The 18,822-nt window shown below is 60.0% G+C and carries 19 protein-coding genes and 1 pseudogene; 6 read left to right on the top strand and 14 right to left on the bottom strand.

What is annotated here, in order from left to right; genetic code table 11:
• Positions 1–58: 58 nt before the first annotated feature.
• From DBR46_RS30540 to DBR46_RS14070, 6 genes are all read right to left on the bottom strand, one after another.
• The gene (locus DBR46_RS30540; RefSeq protein WP_124526678.1) at positions 59–808 is read right to left on the bottom strand and encodes a fimbrial protein; all 750 of its coding nucleotides are present in this window, start codon (positions 806–808) and stop codon (positions 59–61) included.
• A gap of 301 nt (positions 809–1,109) precedes the next feature.
• Positions 1,110–1,487, bottom strand: coding sequence for a c-type cytochrome (locus DBR46_RS14090; RefSeq protein ID WP_124526677.1), 378 nt, complete (start codon positions 1,485–1,487; stop codon positions 1,110–1,112).
• Positions 1,488–1,573: 86 nt separating this feature from the next.
• Positions 1,574–1,927, bottom strand: a complete 354-nt coding sequence (locus tag DBR46_RS14085) for a gamma-glutamylcyclotransferase family protein (protein ID WP_124526676.1) — start codon at positions 1,925–1,927, stop codon at positions 1,574–1,576.
• 17 nt (positions 1,928–1,944) lie between these two features.
• Positions 1,945–2,604 (bottom strand): M24 family metallopeptidase, encoded by a 660-nt coding sequence (locus tag DBR46_RS14080; protein ID WP_124526675.1) that lies wholly within the window; start codon positions 2,602–2,604, stop codon positions 1,945–1,947.
• A 282-nt stretch (positions 2,605–2,886) separates the two neighbouring features.
• The gene (locus DBR46_RS14075; protein ID WP_017739229.1) at positions 2,887–3,465 is read right to left on the bottom strand and encodes a DUF4337 domain-containing protein; all 579 of its coding nucleotides are present in this window, start codon (positions 3,463–3,465) and stop codon (positions 2,887–2,889) included.
• Positions 3,466–3,519: 54 nt separating this feature from the next.
• Complete coding sequence (locus DBR46_RS14070) at positions 3,520–3,885, bottom strand: DUF2784 domain-containing protein (RefSeq protein WP_124526728.1); 366 nt, start codon at positions 3,883–3,885, stop codon at positions 3,520–3,522.
• Positions 3,886–3,994: 109 nt separating this feature from the next.
• Between DBR46_RS14070 and DBR46_RS14065 the strand changes: the two genes are divergently transcribed.
• A complete protein-coding gene (locus DBR46_RS14065; RefSeq protein ID WP_017739227.1) occupies positions 3,995–4,681 on the top strand; it encodes an HAD-IA family hydrolase in 687 nt (228 codons plus the stop codon).
• A 111-nt stretch (positions 4,682–4,792) separates the two neighbouring features.
• On the opposite strand, the gene DBR46_RS14060 is transcribed toward DBR46_RS14065, so the two are convergent.
• Complete coding sequence (locus DBR46_RS14060; RefSeq protein ID WP_124526674.1) at positions 4,793–5,539, bottom strand: 3-oxoacyl-ACP reductase family protein; 747 nt, start codon at positions 5,537–5,539, stop codon at positions 4,793–4,795.
• A 126-nt stretch (positions 5,540–5,665) separates the two neighbouring features.
• On the opposite strand from DBR46_RS14060, the gene DBR46_RS14055 reads away from it, so the two are divergent.
• Positions 5,666–6,589, top strand: a complete 924-nt coding sequence (locus DBR46_RS14055; protein ID WP_124526673.1) for a LysR family transcriptional regulator — start codon at positions 5,666–5,668, stop codon at positions 6,587–6,589.
• 122 nt (positions 6,590–6,711) lie between these two features.
• Here DBR46_RS14055 and DBR46_RS14050 read toward each other — a convergent pair whose 3' ends face one another.
• The 3 genes and pseudogenes from DBR46_RS14050 to DBR46_RS14040 all read right to left on the bottom strand — a co-directional run bounded on the left by DBR46_RS14050 (position 6,712) and on the right by DBR46_RS14040 (position 10,144).
• The gene (locus DBR46_RS14050; protein ID WP_124526672.1) at positions 6,712–7,440 is read right to left on the bottom strand and encodes an aspartate/glutamate racemase family protein; all 729 of its coding nucleotides are present in this window, start codon (positions 7,438–7,440) and stop codon (positions 6,712–6,714) included.
• A 13-nt stretch (positions 7,441–7,453) separates the two neighbouring features.
• Positions 7,454–8,979, bottom strand: a pseudogene (locus DBR46_RS14045) (NCS1 family nucleobase:cation symporter-1).
• A gap of 430 nt (positions 8,980–9,409) precedes the next feature.
• Complete coding sequence (locus DBR46_RS14040; RefSeq protein ID WP_124526671.1) at positions 9,410–10,144, bottom strand: phosphoadenylyl-sulfate reductase; 735 nt, start codon at positions 10,142–10,144, stop codon at positions 9,410–9,412.
• A gap of 152 nt (positions 10,145–10,296) precedes the next feature.
• On the opposite strand from DBR46_RS14040, the gene thrH reads away from it, so the two are divergent.
• Positions 10,297–10,914, top strand: coding sequence for a bifunctional phosphoserine phosphatase/homoserine phosphotransferase ThrH (thrH, locus tag DBR46_RS14035; RefSeq protein ID WP_124526670.1), 618 nt, complete (start codon positions 10,297–10,299; stop codon positions 10,912–10,914).
• A gap of 123 nt (positions 10,915–11,037) precedes the next feature.
• Here the strand turns inward: thrH and pabB are convergent, their stop codons facing one another.
• The 4 genes from pabB to DBR46_RS14015 form a co-directional block, all read right to left on the bottom strand.
• Positions 11,038–12,381 (bottom strand): aminodeoxychorismate synthase component I, encoded by a 1,344-nt coding sequence (gene pabB, locus DBR46_RS14030; RefSeq protein ID WP_124526669.1) that lies wholly within the window; start codon positions 12,379–12,381, stop codon positions 11,038–11,040.
• A gap of 180 nt (positions 12,382–12,561) precedes the next feature.
• Positions 12,562–13,548, bottom strand: coding sequence for an alpha-L-glutamate ligase-like protein (locus DBR46_RS14025; RefSeq protein ID WP_027603666.1), 987 nt, complete (start codon positions 13,546–13,548; stop codon positions 12,562–12,564).
• Positions 13,548–15,080, bottom strand: coding sequence for an inactive transglutaminase family protein (locus tag DBR46_RS14020; RefSeq protein ID WP_124526668.1), 1,533 nt, complete (start codon positions 15,078–15,080; stop codon positions 13,548–13,550). Before DBR46_RS14020 ends, DBR46_RS14025 begins: the two co-directional genes overlap by 1 nt.
• Positions 15,081–15,085: 5 nt before the next feature.
• A complete protein-coding gene (locus DBR46_RS14015; RefSeq protein WP_124526727.1) occupies positions 15,086–15,622 on the bottom strand; it encodes an ATP-dependent zinc protease in 537 nt (178 codons plus the stop codon).
• Between the two features lie 272 nt (positions 15,623–15,894).
• Between DBR46_RS14015 and DBR46_RS14010 the strand changes: the two genes are divergently transcribed.
• The 3 genes from DBR46_RS14010 to prpC are packed head-to-tail and all read left to right on the top strand — an operon-like array spanning position 15,895 to position 18,666.
• A complete protein-coding gene (locus tag DBR46_RS14010) occupies positions 15,895–16,605 on the top strand; it encodes a GntR family transcriptional regulator (protein WP_124526667.1) in 711 nt (236 codons plus the stop codon).
• Positions 16,605–17,498: a methylisocitrate lyase gene (gene prpB / locus DBR46_RS14005; RefSeq protein WP_017739215.1), complete on the top strand. Its 894-nt coding sequence runs from the start codon at positions 16,605–16,607 to the stop codon at positions 17,496–17,498. The genes DBR46_RS14010 and prpB overlap by 1 nt, the downstream gene beginning before the upstream one ends.
• 40 nt (positions 17,499–17,538) lie before the next feature.
• Positions 17,539–18,666: a 2-methylcitrate synthase gene (prpC, locus tag DBR46_RS14000; RefSeq protein WP_124526666.1), complete on the top strand. Its 1,128-nt coding sequence runs from the start codon at positions 17,539–17,541 to the stop codon at positions 18,664–18,666.
• Positions 18,667–18,822 lie beyond the last annotated feature (156 nt).

Raw genomic sequence — 18,822 nt, 5'->3', positions numbered from 1 at the left:
TTGCGAGTCCGCGCTTTTTGAGAGGCCGCTTCTGGACTAAATGAAACGGTCTTCTCGGCTATAAGTAGTTCACGATAAAGGTGACTTCAGAATTGGCGCTGCCGGCTTGAAGGGCGCTGTCCGCCAGGCGAATGTAAGCAGCGGACAAAGGGATTTTGAAGTCGGTGCCCGTGGTGTTGAACCCGCTGAACACGTAAGGGGTATTTAGCACAATGGGTTGGCCTGCATCGTTCTTCAACTGCAAGCCGATGCCTTTGGCAGTTGATGCGCCGCTCAGTGCGACAATGCCTTTTTGCGCGTCGATTACCGGCGTATTGGCCTGGAGTTGGTAAGTTACTTTTTGTATTCCGCGCTGGCAGTTGTTCAACGACAAGTCGAATTTTATCGGCCGAGGTGCGTCGCCAGCGTTATCGAATTCAAACAGTTGATAGTCGTCACCCATCGCCACGAATACCGAGGGCGTTTGGCAGGATGCAGCATTCACCGTCACTGGGTTGATTAGGTTGAAGGTGATTACTTTCAAGTTGTCGCCTCGGAACTCTCCCAGTGAGATTGCAGGGACCGGGCTCTGTGATAAAGTCTCGCCAGACTTGATGATTTCAAGGCGGTAGCTTGTAGAGGGGTAGAAAAAGGTGATGTTACCGGATTGAAGTGTTGGCGTGGATACATAATAGTTACCGAAAGATATTCGGAACGCGAGCCCAGGCACTCCTAAAGGAAAGACCGTTCCAGTGGTCGCACTACCCAAGGCAGGATTGACGTTAAAACCGATTATTCCGTTTTGGCAAAAAAGGTCAAATTTTTGCATTACTTCGGAAGTTTCCGAGTAAATTACCGTTCCGTTCGGTGCATCTTGGGGTGTCGAAATACTCTGAGTTAGATTTTTCCGAAATTAACGGTAAGTGCGTTGCTATTACTCAAGTAACAGCTTGCTGCAGCACTCGATGATGAGTAAGCCAGCAATACTGCGGCAGCGCTGGCCAATAAACTTTTCCAAAACGTCATGTTGATACCGATAGAGTGATCTGAAGAATGAAGCACTCTATTCAGCATCGAAGCCTGCGAATATCAGACGTTCCCTAATTGATTGCTGTGCACTTTCAGCCTGCTCATCGGGCTTTGGTGATCGCGCCGCTCATGTATTCATTCAAGTCGCGCAGGTCCTGGATGGTCCACGTATGCGGCGCGAGCTTTACCCCATTCTCTCGTAAGGTTCTCGGAATCAAGTCGCCATTGGGGCGAAGTATGATCGAAGACACGATGACGCCCGGATAATCACTCAGACGTTTCTTGAAGGCGGGTGTGGTCAGGTTGGGGGTAGGCGGGGTGCTTTTGTTGGCCAGTGGTCCTGTGGCTTTGAGGTCGGCTCCGTGACACATGGCGCATCGCTGTGAAAAGAGATTCTTCCCGTTGATAGTCTCCGCGAGGGAGAGTGGCGCCTGTATCAGCGATAAAAATCCCAACGCAGCGATGAGTGACATCCTCATTGATAGATGGCCTTTTTCATAAAGAAGGTTTGGGTCGAAGGCGTGCTTGGCTGGGGGCCGGCAAGTGTTCAGGCCCCCACGGCTAATTATGCCTGCACGTACACCCAGGCCGTCAGCCCTGACGCCAGGGCCACCGACACCCGCTTGTAGTCCGAAACTTCATAGGCATCCGCTGCCGCCAGTTCTTGCTCGGTGATCTGAAAGACCATGCCTTCAACGCTGTCGCCGTTTTCCAAGGTTGGCGCCACGATCGGGTGATGGGTCTTGCCGCTGGTGGCCAGTACTTCGGGGTCGGTGATCTCTACCCAGCTTTTCGAGTAGCCGAGCATTGCATCGTGCTGGCCCGCCAGTTCGCGGCCGAAGTTGGCCAGTTGCACGGCTTTGTCCTGCAATGTGCCGTAGGAAAAAAGCAGTACGGGGTATTCGGTGGAGCGTTCCATGGATGTTCCTTAGGGAGTCAGGCAAGCAGGTCTTCGTAGAAAGCGCCGTAGGGCTTGGTGGGGTGGGCGATCTGGATTTCGAGGATCCACAATCCCGCGTTCGGGTAGTGCTCGAAGTCGCCGAGGTCGCCGCCACGGTGGATGGCGTGGGGGAAGTCGCTGACGCGATGGCCCTTGATGTCGAGGTTCAGTTGCCAGCCCATGGCCTGGGCTTGTTCTTCGGCGTAGCGGTAGAGTTCAAGGCCGACAACCTGGTCGTTTTTCCAGCGCGCCTGGACGCGGTCGAACAGCGCTTTGGCGGCGCTGGCACAGGCGATCATTTGTGCATCGTTGCCGGTGGTGAACGTGGCGCCGGCGTCACCTTCGTGGCCTTGCCACACGGCGCCCATGTCGATGAAGAAGATGTCGTCTTCGCCCAGCACGGGGTCGCCGTCGGAGCGCTGGTTGAAGGCTTTCAGGGTGTTGGCGCCGAAGCGCACCAGCAGCGGGTGCCAGATGCGTTGCATGTCGAGGTCGGCGAGGACCTGCTTGCCCAGTTCGCGGGCTTGGGATTCGAGCATGCCGGGGCGGATGCGTTGGGCGAGTTGTTCGATCGCTTGCCAGGTCATGGCCTGGGCGTAGCGCATGGATTCGATGCTGTAGGCGGCGCCCACGGCTTCCTTGGGTTGTGCGGTCACCAGCGGTTCCTCGGCTTGTGTCGGTTTTTCGTTATGCTTTTTACTATATAGCGATGGAGCGGTGGAGTGACAGTGCAAATTGTGCTGGCTGAGCCACCGCTATCGCAGGCAAACCAGCTCCCACAGTTGATCGGCGTTGTTGGGCTGTCAGTGTTCGGCTGGAGATCCCCCAGACACAGCTGATCCCCTGTGGGAGCTGGCTTGCCTGCGATAGCGGTGGCTCAGGCAACCACTCTACCGGCTGTCTCGCTGAAGCTCTTAAGACAGTGGGACTGCGGTGTGTCAGATATGTAGCCACGCCAGGCTGCCCAATACCACCGCCACACCCGCTGCCGCATACGACATGCGCTTCAACCACTCCTTCCTCGTCAACAACGTAATCGCCGCCAGCGAAATCGCGATCTGAATCGCGGTCATCGCCTGGGCCCAGCGGTGGTGCTGGTGCAGCGCCTGTTCCGACTTTTCGTCCCATGCCTTCGACGTGGCCTCAAGCTTCTCGGCCTGTTTGCGCACGTCTTCCTTCTGGCTTTTGTAGCGCTCGATCTCGTCCTTGTAATGCGCCGCGTCTACTCCGGGTATGTGGGTGGCCAGTTCCGCCAGGTTCTGCCGGCTGGATTTGGCCTGGTAGTAGTTCCACTGGTTGGCGGCCTCGGTCTTGATAATGGCGGCGTTGTTCTTGTCCATCGCCGCTTCGCTTTCGGTGGAGCCGGCCTGGTAGCTGAGCATGGCGCCGAGGGTGGCCATCAGTGCTGTCATCACCGCAATGCGGCTGGCGAAATTGTCCCCGCGACCGTGGGCATGTTCGGTGGTGTGTTCGATGTGTTTTTCGTGGGGGCTGGGGACTTCGAAGGCTTCGGACATGGGCTCGGCTACGAACGGACTGAGGGAGCCTGATTCTTCACCAGCAGAGCTGTCTCAAGCCTGTACGTAACGCCGGATCAGCCAGCCGTACACCGCGACATTGATCGCCACCACCACCGCGCCCAGCACCAACTGGATATCGGGCGTCAGCCCGGCGGGATAAATCAGCGCGAGGATGTAGTGCTCGATAAACCCAGCGCCATAGCCGTCCTGCCCGGCGAGGTGGCGCAGCAGGTTTTCCCAGTGGGTCAGCGGGCAGGGCAGGTGCAGCACCTCGACGGCGATTCCCCACGCTACAGCGGGCAGGTGCAGCCACAGCACCGGGCGCCATTTGAGGGCGAGCAGCCCGCCAAACAAGACGAACAGGATAAAGCTGAGGTGAAACAGCACCAGGCTGTCGGCGGCAAGGCGGTAGAGCATCATGGTCACTTCAAAAGGAGAGGCGCACAGTCTAAAGGGTTGCCTGCCGGCAAGCGTGGCCGTTATTGTGCTGAATCCTTTTAGTCCTTCCCCCCAAGGATCTGTTTTGATGAACGCACCGCGTACCGCCGGCCCGATCAAGGCCGTGATTTTCGATATGGACGGTTTGTTGCTGGATACAGAAGGCATCTACACCGAAGTCACACAGATCATCGCTGAACGTTACGGTCGCACCTACGACTGGGGGATCAAGCAGCACATCATCGGCCGCGGCGCGCAGGACTTGGCCGAGTATGTGGTCAAGGCGCTGGATCTGCCGATCACGCCGGCGGAGTTCCTGGTGATTCGCGAGCCGTTGATGAGTGAGCGTTTCCCCAAGGCCCTGGGCATGCCCGGTGCCGAAGCGCTGGTGCGGCACTTGAAGGCACACAATATTCCGATTGCCGTGGGCACCAGCTCGTCGCGCAATTCGTTTGGCCACAAGACCACCTTGCACCGCGAATGGTTTGGCTTGTTCGACACCATCGTCACCGCCGATGACCCGGAAGTTGGTGCCGCCAAGCCTGCGCCCGACATCTTCCTCACTGCCGCCCGCCGCCTGGGCGTTGCGCCTGAGGATTGCCTGGTGTTCGAGGATTCGCCGTTCGGTGTGACTGCTGCAAAGGCTGCCAACATGACCGCCATTGCCGTGCCGGATGAGGCCATGGCCGACAGCAAGTACCAGCATGCCGACCAGATCATCCGCAAGCTCGCGGAGTTTGACCTGGCGGCCTATGGCCTGCCGCCATTGCGCTGAATAAACGCGGTCAAAAAAATGTGGGAGCTGGCTTGCCTGTGATAGCGATCTTGAAGACGCCATCGCAGGCAAGCCAGCTCCCACATTTGGTTTTGCAGTGTGCTTGAGGACTCAGGCGCTGAAGCCACCATCGATGGTCAGGCTGGCACCGGTGATGTAGCCGGCCTCCGGGCCTGCCAGGTAGGCAACGAAGCTGGCAATCTCTTCCACATGCCCATACCGGCCGACCGCCATCAACCCCATCAAGCTCTCGGCAAAATCACTGTTCGCCGGGTTCATATCTGTGTCCACCGGCCCTGGCTGCACATTGTTGATGGTAATCCCGCGCGGCCCCAGGTCCCGTGCCAAGCCCTTGGTCAGGCCCACCAGCGCGGCCTTGCTCATTGCATAAGGCCCGCCGCCACCAAAGGGCATGCGCTCGGCGTTGGTGCTGCCGATATTGATCACCCGGCCACCGTCACCCATGTGCTTGGCCGCTTCCTGAGTTGCGATAAACACGCTGCGCACGTTGATCGCCAGGGTCTGGTCAAAATCTTCCAGTTTGAAGTCTTCCAGCGGGGCGATGGCCAGTACGCCGGCGTTGTTCACCAGGATGTCCAGGCGCCCAAAGGCTTCGACGGTGGCGTTGACCGCGTTGCGGATCGCATCGGCACTGGCGCTGTCGGCGTGGATCGCCAGGGCTTTGCCGCCGGCGCTGATCACACTGTTCTGCAGTTCTTCAGCCTTGGCGGCCGAGCTGACGTAGGTAAAGGCAACTGTTGCGCCCTGTGCGGCCAGGCGTTTGACGATGGCGGCGCCGATACCGCGGGAACCGCCTTGAATCAAGGCGACTTTGCCGCTGAGGTTTTGTGTGGTCATGTCGATCTCCTAGCTGTTCAAGGCGGAATGCCTTGTTGTTGGAGCCGAGTATCCGCCTCGCCCTGGGGCGCCGGTAGACCGTGATTGCTATAGTCTGTGTAAACCAAAAGTTTAGAGTGAGGCGACATGGAAAGCTTTGGCAGTATCGAATGCTTTGTGCGCAGCGCCGAAGGTGGCAGTTTTGCCGAGGCCGCGCGGCACCTGAGCCTCACCCCGGCGGCGGTGGGCAAAAGTGTCGCCAAGTTGGAGGCGCGTCTGGGCGTGCGTCTGTTCCAGCGCAGCACTCGGCGCCTGACCCTGACCGAAGCCGGCAAGTTGTTCCTCGACGAAGTCGGCGCCAGCCTCACCACCATCCAGAATGCGGTGGCCAATTTGGCCAGCGCCGAAGGGCGGCCGGTGGGCACCCTCAAAGTCAGCATGGGCACGGTGTTTGGCAATCGCTACGTAGTGCCGCTGCTGGGCGCGTTCATGCAGCGCTTTCCGGATATCAGCCCGGATTGGCATTTCGATAACCGCCAGGTGGACCTGATCGGCCAAGGTTTTGATGCAGCCATCGGCGGCGGTTTTGAGCTGCCCCAGGGTGTAGTGGCGCGCAAGTTGACGCCGGCCCATCGGGTGTTGGTGGCCGCGCCGGATTACCTGGCGCAACGCCCGCCGGTCAACGCGCCAGAAGACCTGGCGCGCTGCAGCGGCATCCTGATCCGTTCACCACAAACCGGGCGCGTGCGCTCGTGGCAACTGACCAGCGTCGAGCGAGAACACCGCCCGCTGGTGCTCAAGCCGGGCATGACCATGAGCGACTCCGAAGCCGCCTGCTGCGCCAGTGCCCAAGGCTTGGGCATTGCGCTGGTGAGCATGCCGATGGCCGTGCCGTTCCTGGACAGTGGCGCGGTGGTGCGGGTGTTGCCGGACTGGTATGTGGATGATGGCAACATTTCCATCTATTACGCCGAGCATAAGTTGTTGCCGGGCAAGACTCGGGCGTTCGTGGATTTCATTATTGAGCAGTTTGCCGAGCAGGGGTGGGGGCGGCGGTTCAGTGCGGTCTGATCACACTGTCAGACCGAGTCGTGGCCATCGCAGGCAGGCCAGCTCCCACAGGGGAATGCATTCCAAAGTTGCAATGCGATCAACGGTGGGAGCTGGCTTGCCTGCGATGCAGGCGCCTCGGTCTACCGCCCGAACCGGCTAGGCCAGCCAATGACTTTCTTCGGCCTTGGCGTCGCATAGGTCCTCACCTTAGACGTCGACAACCCCAACCGCACCAACGCTTCCGCAATCGTCACCGCCGCCGTCACCCCATCCACCACCGGCACGCCGGTGCGCTGGCGAATCTGCTCGTCCAGCCCGGCCATGCCGCCGCAGCCCAGGCAGATCACCTCGGCCTTGTCCTCGCTGATCGCCAGTTCCGCCTGGCGCACGATGGCTTCCATCGCGGCCAGCGGGTTTTCTTCCAGCTCCAGCACCGCCATGCCGCTGGCTCGCACCGACGCGCAGCGTTGGTACAGCCCGGCGAGTTTCAGGCGGTCTTCGATCAGGGGCACCGTGCGGTCGAGGGTGGTCACCACCGAATAGGCGTGGCCCAGAAACATCGCGGTGCTGGCGGCCGCTTCGGTGATGTCCACCACTGGCACGTTGAGCAACTCCTGCAAGCCTTCGCGGCCGTGTTCGCCGTAGCCGGCCTGGATCACCGCGTCGAAGGGTTGGTCGTAGGCCATCACCCGGTCCATCACCGCGATGGCGGCCAGGTAGCTTTCAAAATTGCCCTCCACTGATTCCGCGCCGAAGTACGGCGTGAGCCCGACAATCTCGGTGCCTGGCGCGGCCACGGCCCGTGCCTGCTGGGCGATGGTGTCGGTGATGGATTCGGTGGTGTTGACGTTGACCACGAGGATGCGCATGGAATGTCCTTGATTAATGGCTGACGTTATCGACGGCAATGCTTTCGCCGCTGACATCGGCGTAGAACGGCTGGCGCTTGGCGATCAGCAGGTACAGCAACCCTGCAATACCGGCGCCAAACATCCAGGAAAACGGTGACACGCTGGCGAAACCGGGCAGCAATGCCAGGAGAATGGCGATCACGGCAGCAGGAATAAACGCCGCCACTGCGCGCAGGTTGACGCCCCGGCTGTAGTAATAAACGCCGTTCGGGTCTTCGCTATACAGTTGCAGCACGTCGACCTGGCTTTTACGGATCAGCCAGTAATCGACCATGATGATCCCGTACAGCGGCCCCAGCAGCGCGCCCAGGCCGGAAAGGAAATACACGATCACCAGCGGGCTGTTGTAGAGGTTCCACGGCAGGATCAGCACCGCAACGGTGGCGCTGATCAACCCGGCACGGCGGAAGTTCAGGTACTTGGGCGCCAGGTTGCTCAGCACAAACGCCGGCGCCACGAAGTTGGCCATGATGTTCACCGCGACGGTGACGATCAGGAACGCCAGGCAGCCGAGCACCAGGAAGAAGGTATTGGGGATCGCGGCGATGATCTCGGTCGGGCTTTCGATCACCCGGCCATTGAGCTGGAATTGCCCGCCGCACAGCAGCACGGTGATCGCGGCAAACACCAGGATATTCACCGGCAGGCCCCAGAAGTTGCCGACCTGAATGGTCTTGCGGCACGGCGAGGAACGGGCGAAATCACAGAAGTTGAGGATCAGCGTGCCGTAGATCGCCAGCCACAGCGCGCCACCGGCGAAGATATTGCGCCACATCTCGCCGCCGCTGAGCGGTTCGCGGATCGACCAGGCGATGTTGCCGCCCGTCTGGAAGTACATCCAGCCGGCCAACGCCGCCACCGTCAGCAAAATCACCGGCCCGGCGAAGCCTTCGTAGCGACGTACCATCTCCATGCCGTAAGCCAGGATCACCAGTTGCACCAGCCAGATCGCGACAAAACACGCCCAGCCGAGGGACGACAGGCCGAGGATCGAGTCGTGGTCATAGTCGGCAAAACCTGGATGAATAGCCGTCAGCAAGACGCGGAAAACCACCGAGGCCAGGTAGGTCTGAATACCAAACCAGGCAATCGCAATCACCGCGCGGATCAACGCCGGAATCTGCGCGCCATGAATGCCGAAACTGATACGGCTGATTACCGGGAACGGCACCCCGGTCTTTTGGCCCATATACCCCGACAAGTTCATGAAGAAGTACACCAGTGCGGCACCTATCCCCAAGGACAGCAAAATCTGCCAGCCGCCCAAGCCCAATGCATATAAACCAATGGCGAACGAATAGTTGGCGATGTTGTGCACGTCATTGGTCCACAGCGCGAAGATGCTATAGCGCCCCCAGCGTCGGCCTTCGACCTTGGTGGCGCCAGGTCCTTGTTGTGCAGGCGCGGGCTCAGCACCAATGGGCCGGGGCCCTCGGCTGCAGGGGTCAGGGAGGAGGGCAGATCCAGTGCGATGTTATTCGAGAGACTTGTACGCATTCCGGCAGGCTCCAGCACATCTGCGAGAGATCCGCGGATGGCAAAGTGTATGTAGATTTTGTATTTATTGTATACAAAGCACTTTTCACCTTAAGCCACATGCGTGCCAGTTTTTGATCTATGAAAACTTGGGTTAATTTCGTTTTTATAGGTGAGTTGAATAACTAGCTGAATTAGAAGAAATATAAATTGACCGATTGAACAGGTATTTATTTTTCGGTGGGAAGGGAGTGATTCATGAGAGGAGAAGATAGGCGCAAAGAGGTGTTACGTAATGGTGCGGGTAAAGAAAAATTGCACACATAAATGGCACCGATGGTTACATCTGTGTGTACATCTCTAGCAACCAACACAAAGCAAATGTGGGAGCGGGCTTGTGTGGGAGCGGGCTCCCACACAAGCTCATTCCAGATGGTTTACTGCATCAGCTTCAAGCCTTGCTGATGATGTTCCCCGCGTGCAACCCACATTCCTTCTGCGTCGCTTCTTCCCACCACCAGCGGCCTTCGCGCTCGTGCTGGTTCGGCAACACCGGGCGGGTGCAGGGCTCGCAGCCGATGCTGATAAAACCGCGCTCATGCAGGCTGTTGTACGGCAGTTCCAGCATGCGGATGTAGCCCCAGATCTCTTCGCTGGTCATCTGTGCCAGCGGGTTGAACTTGTACAAGGTGCGCTCAGGGGTCGAAAACGCGCCATCAATTTCCAGCGCCGCCACCTGGCTGCGGGTGCCGGGGCTCTGGTCGCGACGCTGGCCGGTGGCCCAGGCGCTGACGCCGGAGAGTTTGCGGCGCAGCGGCTCGATCTTGCGCACGCCGCAGCATTCGCCGTGGCCGTCCTTGTAGAAGCTGAACAGGCCCTTTTCCTTGACGAAGGGTTCCAGCTTGGTCTGGTCTGGCGAGATCAGTTCGATGTCGATCTTGTAGAACTCACGCACCTGCTCGATAAACCGGTAGGTCTCCGGGTGCAGGCGGCCGGTGTCGAGGCTGAACACCTTGACGTTCTTGTTCAGCTTCCAGGCCATGTCCACCAGCACCACGTCCTCGGCACCGCTGAAGGAAATCCACAGGTCATCGCCGAACTGGCTGAACGCCAGCTTGAGGATGTCCTGGGCGGACTTGTTGGCATAAGTCGCGGCGAGTTCAACGACGTCGAAGGCTTGGTTCATCAGCACGGTTCCTACAAGGTCAGTGGCGCTAAGCGCTCTATAGGTGGGCGATGGTATCAAAATCCGCTCTGCGTTGCGGCGGCGAGCATGAATCGCTAGAGTTCGGCAGTCCTTTTGCTCGCTCAACCAACAACATCTAATGGGAGTGTCTTGTGGAAATTGCCTGTCTCGACCTGGAAGGGGTATTGGTCCCGGAAATCTGGATCGCCTTCGCTGAAAAAACCGGTATTGAATCCCTGCGGGCCACCACCCGCGACATTCCCGACTACGACGTGCTGATGAAGCAACGCCTGCGCATCCTCGACGAACATGGGCTCAAGCTCGCCGATATCCAGGAAGTGATCGCCACCCTCACGCCGCTGGACGGTGCCATCGAGTTCGTCAACTGGCTGCGCGAGCGCTTCCAGGTGGTGATCCTGTCGGACACCTTCTACGAATTCTCCCAGCCGCTGATGCGCCAGTTGGGTTTTCCGACCCTGTTGTGCCACCGCCTCATCACCGATGAAACCGACCGTGTGGTGAGTTACCAGCTGCGTCAGAAAGATCCCAAGCGCCAGTCGGTATTGGCCTTTAAGAGCCTGTACTACCGCGTGATCGCTGCGGGTGATTCCTACAATGACACCACCATGCTGGGCGAGGCTGATCGTGGGATTCTGTTCCATGCGCCGGAGAATGTGATCCGCGAGTTCCCGCAATTCCCGGCGGTGCATACGTTTGAGGATTTGAAGCAGGAGTTTATCAAGGCGTCGAATCGGTCGTTGAGCCTGTAGGTTCTTCAGCGCGGCGGATGGCCTCTTCGCGGGCAAGCCCGCTCCCACATTTGACTGCATTCTCATGTTGGAACGCGGTCAAGTGTGGGAGCTGGCTTGCCTGCGAAGAGGCCAGCCCTGTCACTACAAACCTTCCAGTGTCTCCAACAACACCCGCACCTTCGTCAGCGACTCCTGGTACTCCGCCTCCCACTCCGAGTCCGCGACAATCCCGCCGCCGCCCCAGCAGCACACTTGCCCGTCCTTGACCAGCAAGCTGCGGATGGCGATGGAGCTGTCCATTTCGCCACGCACGTCGAGGTACACCAACGAGCCGCAATACAAACCGCGCCTTGTAGGTTCAAGCTCGTCGATGATCTGCATCGCACGGATCTTCGGCGCGCCGGTGATGGAGCCGCCGGGGAAGCTGCCGGCGATCAGGTCGAGGGCGTCTTTGTCATCGGCTAATTCGCCGATGACGCTGCTCACCAAGTGGTGCACGTTGGGGTAGCTTTCCAGGCTGAACAACTCCGGCACGCTGACCGAGCCGGTGCGGCAGGTGCGGCCGAGGTCGTTGCGCAGCAGGTCGACGATCATCAGGTTTTCCGCGCGGTCCTTGGGGCTGGCCAGCAGTTCGACGGCGTTGGCGGCGTCTTCTTCTGGCGTCAGGCCACGGGGGCGGGTGCCTTTGATCGGGCGGGTTTCGACGCGGCGTTCGCTGATGTGCACGAAGCGCTCCGGTGACAGGCTCAGCACGGCACCCTCATCGGGCAGGCTCTGGAACCCGGAGAAGGGCGTAGGGCAGGCTGCGCGCAGGGCGCAATAAGCGACCCACGGATCACCGCTGCACGGCGCGCGAAAGCGTTGGGCAAAGTTGACCTGGTAGCAGTCGCCGGCCTGGATGTAGTCCTGGATGCGCACGATGGCCTGGCGATAGGCCTCGGCGCTGAGGTCTGGGGCCATGGGGCCTTGGAGTTTGAAGGTTGCGGGCGTGCCGGTCATGCCGGTGCTGAACAGCGCAATCAAGCGTTGCCGTTCGCTGTCGGCCAGCGTTGGATGAAACACTAGCTGGCTGGTCTGCGCCTGGTGATCGCTGATCAGTGCCCAGGCATACAGCCCGAAACGTGCGTCCGGCAGGTGCAGGTCGTCCACCGCGAGGTGCGGCATCTGCTCCAGGTGCCGGCCGAAATCGTAGCTCAGGTAGCCGATCAAACCGCCCGCAAACGGCAATACATAACCGGCTGGCAACGCTGCTTCACCTAGTTGCGTGAGGTTTTCCCGCAAGCGTTGCAGGAAATCACTACCGCTTTCGTCTGGTGAAACCGTCAGCGTGGCCTGTGGCCAAGCGCTGAGCAGGTCATAGCACCCACGTTCAGCCGCCGGGCGACCGCTGTCCAGCAGCACCGCGCCAGGCGCATGGCGAATCGCCGTGAAGTACTCGGCGGGGTTGGCCCGGTAGGGCAGCGGGTGTACGGAGCAGGTTGGCATGCGTGGGATGGATCAGCCGTTGGCGTGGGGGAGGGGATTGTAGCTCCCCGAAGAATTTGGTCCTAGAGCGCGGTTCAAATGTGGGAGCGGGCTTGCTCGCGAATGCGGTGTGTCAGTCACAGATATTTCAACTGATCCACCGCATTCGCGAGCAAGCCCGCTCCCACATTTGATTGGTGTTCAGCCTTCAACCGGCGGAATATGCCCAAACATCTCCTGCACAAACTTCACCCGTTCTTCTGGGGTTTCCGTCACGCCAGCGGCCTTCAACTCTTCCAGTCGCGCTTCCACCGCATGGGTACGCAAGGTCAAACCGCAGTCGTTGGCGATCTGGATATTCAGCCCCGGCCGCGCGTTCAGCTCCAGGATCAGTGGGCCTTTTTCCTGGTCGAGCACCATGTCCACGCCGATATAACCCAGCCCGCACAACTCATAGCAACCGGCCGCGAGCTTCATGAAACCGTCCCAGTTGGGCAGTTGCACGCCATCCACCGCGTTGGTGGTGTCGGGGTGTTTGGTGATGATGTTGTTCAGCCAGGTGCCCCGCAGGGTCAGGCCGGTGGCCAGGTCCACACCCACGCCGATGGCACCCTGGTGCAGGTTGGCCTTGCCGCCGGACTGGCGTGTCGGCAAGCGCAACATGGCCATCACCGGGTAGCCCATCAGCACGATGATGCGGATGTCCGGCACGCCTTCGTAGCTGATGCTTTTGAAGATCTGGTCGGGCACCACGCGGTATTCGATCAGCGCGCGGTCACGGTGGCCGCCCAGGGAATACAGGCCAGTGAGGATGCTGGAGATCTGATGCTCGATCTCCTCGTGGCTGATGATCTTGCCCGACACCGTGCGATAGCGCCCCTCGAAGCGGTCCGCCACTACCAGGATGCCGTCGCCGCCGGCGCCCTGGGCTGGCTTGATCACAAAGTCGCTGCGCCCGCCGATGATCTCGTCGAGCTTGTCGATTTCCTTCTCGGTGGAGATCACCCCGTACATTTCCGGCACGTGGATGCCAGCGGCGATGGCCCGTTCCTTGGTGATGATCTTGTCATCCACGATCGGGTACAGGCTGCGCTTGTTGTACTTGAGCACGTAGTCGGCGTTACGCCGGTTGATGCCCATGATTCCCCGCGCTTCCAGGGCTTTCCAGGTCTTCCAGAAACCGAACATTACTTATCAGCCTTCAAGAACGCCTTGAAACGCACCAGCTCGGTCAGGCGGTACCCGCGATAACGACCCATGGCCAGCATGAAGCCCACCAGGATCAACAGGATCGCCGGGAAGGTAAACACGAAGTACACCAGTTCCGGCACGCTCATGATCAGGTGCGCCAGGGACGCAGCGAACAGCGTGCCAATCGCGACTTTCAGCGCATGGTTGGCGCCGCGTTCTTCCCAGGTGATCGACAGGCGTTCGATGGTCATGGTCAGGATCACCATCGGGAACAGCGCCACCGACAAGCCGCGCTCCAGGCCAAGCTTGTGGCTGAACAGGCTGATGGCCGCAATCAACACCACCACAAACGTCAGCACCACCGACAGCCTCGGCAGCATCTGCAACTTCAAGTGTTCCAGGTACGAGCGCAACGAAAGCCCCAGCGCCGTAATAATCGTAAACAGCACAATGCCGAAGCCCAGTTGCGTCTCGCGGAACGCCAGGGCGATCAGCACCGGGGTAAACGTGCCCAGGGTTTGCAGGCCGATCAGGTTGCGCAGGATCAGGATCACCAGCACGCCAATCGGGATCATCACCATGATCATGAAGGTCTGCTGGGTTTGCAGCGGCAAGCCGTACAGCGAGTATTCGAGGAAGTTGGCGTCGGTGTTTTCGTCGGTCAGCTTGGCCAGGCGAATCGCGTTCATTTCGCTGTTGTTCAGGCTGAAGGTCACCATGGCTTTTTTGCCGCCATCCACCGTGATCAGGTTTTCATCGCCGGTCCACCACAGCAGGCGGTCGGCGGGCAGGCCTTGTTCGCCGGTTTCCGGGTTGAAGTACAGCCAGTCATTGCCATTGAAGCTGCGCAACCACAGTTCCGGGGTTTGTGGCTGGTCGGCGACAAGGCGGATGGTGTGGACTTTTTCCACCGGCACGTGGGCGATGGACAGCAGCAACTCGACGATCTTGGCCTTGTGCGGCGTCGACGGGTCGCCCGCCAGCAGCAGCTTGACGTTGTCGTCGTTGAGGTTGTTGGTGCGCTTGATCGCTTCGGTAATAAAGGTCTCGACGTCGGCCGAGTGCTGGCGGATCGGCGCCAGCAGGGCTTCGGCGGCGATTTTCTCGGGGCCTTCCACGGCGATACTGTCGCGGAAGGTCGGGCCCTTGACCTTGACCTTTTCACCGCTGTAACGCTTGGTCAGCACCAGGCGGTAGTACAGGGTCTGGTTGCCCTTGGCGCGGCGTGCCGACCAGGTGACCTTGCGGTTGCCGTCGATGCGGTTGACGCTGACCCCATAGTTGTTCGAGATAAAACTCTCGTTGAGGCTCACAAAGTCGCGGCTCAGCGGCGGCACGAACATCTGGATCTTCACCGGGTCTTTCGGGTTGGCGACGAACTCGACCTTGGCGTCGATGTTCCACAAGTCGTCGGTGGCGTCCTCGGTGACGGGGATCCCCAGCACGAAGATCTGGTAGGCGGTGACCGAAATACCCAGCACCACCAGGATGGTGATCAGGATTTTCAGGTGCAGGGTCAGAGAGCGCATTCGGTTTACTCGGCGGTATGAGCGTCGGTGGCGCAGGCGGGTTTGCCTGCTGCGTATTTAAGACTAGGGTCGACCAGCGCATCAAAGCGTTTCAGCGCTTCGGAGCCAATCAGCAGCGGGTATTGGAAGGTGCTGCGGTCAGTCAAGTTCACTTCGATGCTGCGTAAAGCAGTGCCCATGCACACATCGAGGGCAATCACCGGACGAGCGGTGTAGTTCTTGCCCTCGTCGGGATCGTAGTCACCGGCGCGGCGCTTGATCTTGCTGACGCGGGCCAGGGGCAGTTCGATGGGGTGGGAATGGGCGGTGTCGATGGCCAGGTAGAAACGCACCCAGGATTCGCCGTTGCGCTTGAAACGCTTGATATCGCGGGCGCTGAGGGAGGCGGTCTTGGCGCCGGTGTCGAGTTTGGCGGCGACTTCAAGGTCGATACCCGCCAGCTTGGCGTATTCGTTGAGGCCATACACGGTCTTCTCGGCGGCAACGCCAAGGCCCGGCACGAGCAGCAGGCAGATCAATAGAAGGAAGGGCTTGAGTGTCATAAATCCCGAGGCGGTGCAGTGCGATGTTGAGTTCAAGGCGACTGGCATTACTGCGCAAACTCCCTCGTGCGCCGTTTCATCAGGTGATGTCAGGCAAAAGCGGCGGGCATTCTAACATGATGCTTTTTTGGCGCCAGCGCTGGCAGGCGGCCATGCCCCGTTGGGGTGCGGAAGTGGTTATTAGACGATTGTCGACAATGTGCATTTATTCTTTGACTATCCAAGGCTGATTGGCTAGTTTTTGCCACATTGCTTTTAAAGGTGTCGACAATATGCTGGATCAAGTGGAAGCCGCGGTGGCGACAACGGACGAGTCCCAGACCATGTCCGAGAACGTCTTCCGCCGTATCCAGGCCGCCATCGTCAAGGGCGAGATCGCCCCTGGCAGCAAGATCTCCGAACCGGAACTGGCGCGCACCTACGGCATCAGCCGTGGCCCGCTGCGCGAGGCGATCCACCGCCTGGAAGGCCAGCGCCTGCTGGTGCGCGTGCCGCACGTTGGCGCACGGGTGGTGTCGCTGAGCCACGCCGAGCTGATCGAACTCTATGAAATCCGCGAGTCCCTCGAAGGCATGGCTTGCCGCCTGGCCGCCGAGCGCATGACCGACGCCGAGATCGAAGAACTGCGCCAGGTGCTGCACACCCATGAACGCGACGAAGCGTTCCAGGCCGGCGTCGGCTATTACCAGCAGGAAGGCGATTTCGACTTTCACTACCGGATCATCCAGGGCGCCGGCAACCGCACCCTCACGCAAATGCTCTGCGGCGAGCTGTATCAGTTGGTGCGCATGTACCGCATCCAGTTCTCCGCCACCCCCAATCGTCCACGCCAGGCCTTTGCCGAGCACCACCGCATTCTGGACGCGATTGCCGATCGCGACGGTGAACTGGCCGAACTGTTGATGCGCCGCCATATCGGCGCATCCAAACGCAACATCGCCCGTCACTTCCCCGACGGCGCAGCCCAATCACGAGGTGAATGATGAGTTCCAATAATAAGAGCACCCCAGGCCAGCGTTTCCGTGACGCCGTCGCCAGTGAGCACCCGTTGCAGGTGGTGGGCGCGATCAACGCCAACCATGCGCTGCTGGCCAAGCGCGCGGGCTTCAAGGCGATCTACCTGTCGGGTGGCGGTGTTGCTGCTGGCTCCCTCGGCGTGCCGGACCTGGGCATCACCGGCCTGGATGACGTGCTCACCGACGTGCGCCGCATCACCGATGTCTGCGACCTGCCGCTGCTAGTGGACGTGGACACCGGCTTCGGTTCCTCGGCGTTCAACGTCGCGCGCACCGTCAAGTCGATGATCAAGTTCGGCGCGGCCGCGATCCACATCGAAGACCAGGTCGGCGCCAAGCGCTGTGGCCATCGCCCGAACAAGGAAATCGTGTCCCAGCAGGAAATGGTCGACCGCATCAAGGCCGCCGTGGATGCGCGCACCGATGACAGCTTTGTGATCATGGCGCGCACCGACGCCCTGGCCGTCGAAGGCCTGGAATCGGCCCTTGAGCGCGCCGCCGCCTGCATCGAAGCCGGCGCAGACATGGTCTTCCCCGAAGCCATCACGGAGCTGGAGATGTACAAGCTGTTCGCCGCCCGGGTGAAAGCGCCGATCCTGGCCAACATCACCGAGTTCGGCGCCACGCCGCTGTACACCACCGAACAATTGAAAGCTGCCGATGTGTCCATCGTGCTGTACCCGCTCTCGGCCTTCCGCGCCATGAACAAGGCCGCCGAAAACGTCTACACCGCGATCCGCCGCGACGGCACCCAACAGAACGTGATCGACACCATGCAAACCCGCATGGAGCTTTACGATCGCATCGACTACCACACCTTCGAGCAGAAGCTCGACGCGCTGTTTGCTGCCAAGAAGTAACAAACGCGCCTCCTTATAAATACAAGATTGGAGAACAGACATGGCTGAAGCAAAAGTACTGAGTGGTGCCGGCCTGCGTGGCCAGGTGGCCGGGCAGACCGCACTGTCCACCGTGGGCCAGGCCGGTGCCGGCTTGACCTATCGCGGCTACGACGTGCGCGAACTGGCCGCCGATGCGCAGTTCGAAGAAGTCGCCTACCTGCTGTTGTACGGCGAGCTGCCAAGCAAAACCGAACTGGCCGCCTACAGCGCCAAGCTGAGCAAGCTGCGCGACCTGCCCCAAACCCTGAAGGAAGTGCTGGAACGCATCCCCGCCGACGCCCACCCGATGGACGTGATGCGCACCGGCTGCTCGTTCCTCGGCAATATCGAACCGGAAAAAGACTTCAGTGCCCAGCACGACGTGACCGACCGCCTGCTCGCCGCGTTCCCGGCGATCATGTGCTACTGGTACCGCTTCAGCCACGACGGCAAGCGCATCGACTGCGTGACCGACGAGCCAAGCATCGGCGGCCACTTCCTGCACCTGCTGCACGGTAAAAAGCCAAGCGAATTGCACGTCAAGGTGATGAACGTGTCGCTGATCCTCTACGCCGAGCACGAATTCAACGCGTCGACGTTCACCGCCCGCGTGTGCGCCTCGACCCTGTCGGATTTGTACTCCTGCGTCACTGCGGCCATTGGCTCCCTGCGTGGCCCGCTGCATGGCGGCGCCAACGAAGCGGCGATGGAAATGATCGAGCGTTTCAGCTCGGCTGAAGAGGCCGTCGAAGGCACCCTTGGCATGCTGGCGCGCAAGGACAAGATCATGGGCTTCGGCCACGCGATCTACAAAGACAACGACCCGCGCAATGAAGTGATCAAGGGCTGGGCGAAAAAGCTCGCCGACGAAGTGGGTGACAAGGTGCTGTTCCCGGTTTCGGAAGCCATCGACAAGACCATGTGGGAGCAGAAAAAACTGTTCCCCAACGCCGACTTCTACCATGCCTCGGCGTACCACTTCATGGGCATCCCGACCAAATTGTTCACGCCGATCTTCGTTTGCTCACGCCTGACCGGCTGGGCGGCACACGTGTTCGAGCAACGCGCCAACAACCGCATCATCCGTCCAAGCGCCGAGTACGTCGGCGTTGAGCAGCGCAAGTTCGTGGCAATCGAACGTCGCTGAGTAAGAAGACCGGCGACCCTGAATTGGAAACCGGATCAAATGTGGGAGCGGGCTTGCTCGCGAAAGCGGTGTCTCAGTCGCAGGTGTGTTGAATGACACACCGCTTTCGCGAGCAAGCCCGCTCCCACACTTGGATCGCATTTCAATTCTGGATAG

Source organism: Pseudomonas sp. KBW05 (genome assembly GCF_003852405.1).
Taxonomy (GTDB): domain Bacteria; phylum Pseudomonadota; class Gammaproteobacteria; order Pseudomonadales; family Pseudomonadaceae; genus Aquipseudomonas.
Note: the sequence above shows the minus strand (reverse complement) of the source record. Positions and strands in the feature narration are given on the sequence as shown.